This is a genomic window from Lentibacter sp. (assembly GCF_965657785.1).
Classification (GTDB): domain Bacteria; phylum Pseudomonadota; class Alphaproteobacteria; order Rhodobacterales; family Rhodobacteraceae; genus Lentibacter.
The window spans coordinates 1-2352 of the sequence record NZ_CBFHPP010000056.1; the positions used below are offsets into that span (position 1 = coordinate 1).

Here is a 2352-nt window from a genome sequence, read left to right on the forward strand (position 1 = left end):
TCGCGGTTCTGCCGTGAAAAAGCGCGAAGACACTCACAAAATGGCCGATGCGAACAAAGCATTCAGCCACTACCGCTGGTAATAGGAAGCACCTGATATGGCACGCGACTATCCCCTCGAACGCTACCGCAACTTTGGTATCATCGCGCACATCGACGCCGGTAAGACCACTTGCTCAGAGCGTATCCTGTTTTATACAGGTAAATCACACAACATCGGCGAAGTGCACGATGGCGCCGCCACTATGGACTGGATGGAGCAGGAGCAGGAGCGTGGCATCACGATCACCTCAGCTGCGACAACCACGTTCTGGGAGCGCACAGAGAACGGCACAGAAGCCGACTCACTCAAGCACCGCATGAACATCATCGACACCCCAGGCCACGTTGACTTCACAATTGAAGTTGAGCGTTCGCTTGCTGTTCTCGATGGTGCGGTGACTGTTCTTGACGGTAACGCAGGTGTTGAGCCACAGACGGAAACAGTATGGCGTCAAGCCGACCGCTATAAAGTTCCGCGGATTGTTTTTGTTAACAAAATGGACAAAATCGGCGCGGACTTCTTTAACTGCGTTCGCATGATCGAAGACCGCACAGGTGCGACAGCTATCCCTGTTGGTATTCCGATTGGTGCGGAAACAGAGCTTGAAGGCCTGATTGATCTTGTGACCATGGAAGAGTGGCTCTGGCAGGGCGATGACCTTGGTGCGTCATGGATCAAAGCTCCGATCCGCGATGGTTTGCAAGCGCAAGCCGCCGAATGGCGCGCGAAGCTTGTTGAAGCTGCTGTGGAAATGGACGACGACGCTATGGAAGCCTACCTCATGGAAGGCACAGAGCCTGACGTGGCAACGCTTCGCGTATTGCTTCGCAAAGGCTGCCTCGCTCTGAAGTTTGTTCCTGTTCTTGGTGGTTCTGCCTTCAAAAACAAAGGTGTTCAGCCGCTTCTCAACGCAGTAATCGACTATCTCCCGAGCCCGCTCGACGTTGTTGATTACATGGGCTTTAAGCCTGGTGATGAGACAGAAACACGTGACATCGCCCGCCGCGCGGATGATGACATGGCGTTCTCTGGCCTCGCGTTCAAGATCATGAATGACCCATTTGTTGGCTCGCTGACATTCACACGGATCTATTCAGGCAAGCTTGAAAAAGGCGACACTGTCTTTAACTCGACCAAAGGCAAGAAAGAGCGCATCGGTCGTATGATGATGATGCACTCGATCAACCGTGAAGAGATCGAAGAAGCTTGGGCTGGCGATATTATCGCTTTGGCAGGCCTCAAAGATACGACAACGGGTGACACGCTTTGCGACGTGAAAGAGCCAGTGGTTCTGGAAACAATGACATTCCCCGATCCCGTGATCGAGATTGCCATTGAGCCAAAGACAAAGAACGACCAAGAGAAAATGTCTCAAGGTCTGCAGCGTCTTGCGGCCGAAGATCCCTCCTTCCGCGTTGAGACTGATATTGAATCAGGCCAGACCATCATGAAGGGTATGGGCGAACTTCACCTTGATATTCTCGTGGACCGTCTTAAGCGTGAATTCAAAGTGGAAGCCAACATCGGTGCGCCACAGGTGGCTTATCGTGAGACGATTTCTCATGAAGTTGAGCACACATACACGCACAAGAAACAGTCGGGTGGTTCAGGCCAGTTTGGCGAGGTGAAAATGATCATCTCTCCAACAGAGCCAGGCGAAGGCTACTCGTTTGAAAGCCGTATCGTTGGCGGATCTATTCCAAAAGAATATATCCCGGGCGTAGAAAAGGGCATCAACTCGGTTACAGACAGCGGCCCTCTCGCCGGCTTCCCTGTGATCGACTTCAAAGTTGCTCTGATCGACGGTAAGTTCCACGATGTTGACTCCTCGGTTCTGGCATTCGAAATCGCAGCACGTATGTGTATGCGTGAAGGTATGCGCAAAGCCGGTGCGAAGCTGCTTGAGCCAGTGATGAAAGTCGAAGTGATCACGCCTGAAGAATATACAGGTGGTATCATTGGCGATCTGACATCACGTCGCGGTCAGGTGAACGGTCAGGACACCCGCGGAAACGCGATTGCGATTGATGCCTTTGTGCCGCTCGCGAATATGTTCGGCTATATCAATACTCTGCGTTCCATGTCTTCGGGCCGTGCGCAGTTTACGATGCAGTTTGACCATTACGAGCCGGTTCCAAGCAACATCTCTGAAGAAATCCAAGCGAAATACGCTTAACCCCATAGAAATTTGGACGGGCCAGTCGGGCCCGCCCATCCTTAGAATGAATAGGAGGCCATCTCATGGCAAAGGAAAAGTTTAGCCGTAACAAACCGCACTGCAACATCGGCACGATTGGTCACGTTGACCAC

General features: G+C 52.3%; 1 protein-coding gene and 2 pseudogenes. All 3 read left to right on the forward strand.

Translation table 11 applies throughout. From position 1 onward, the window contains the following. Positions 1-82 (forward strand): annotated as a pseudogene (locus ACTF58_RS13480) (30S ribosomal protein S7); the annotation flags it as partial. Between the two features lie 15 nt (positions 83-97). Further along, entirely contained in the window at positions 98-2218 is a 2121-nt protein-coding gene (fusA, locus tag ACTF58_RS13485) for an elongation factor G (RefSeq protein WP_438992481.1), read from the forward strand. A gap of 65 nt (positions 2219-2283) precedes the next feature. Beyond that, a pseudogene (locus ACTF58_RS13490) lies at positions 2284-2352 on the forward strand (GTP-binding protein); the annotation flags it as partial.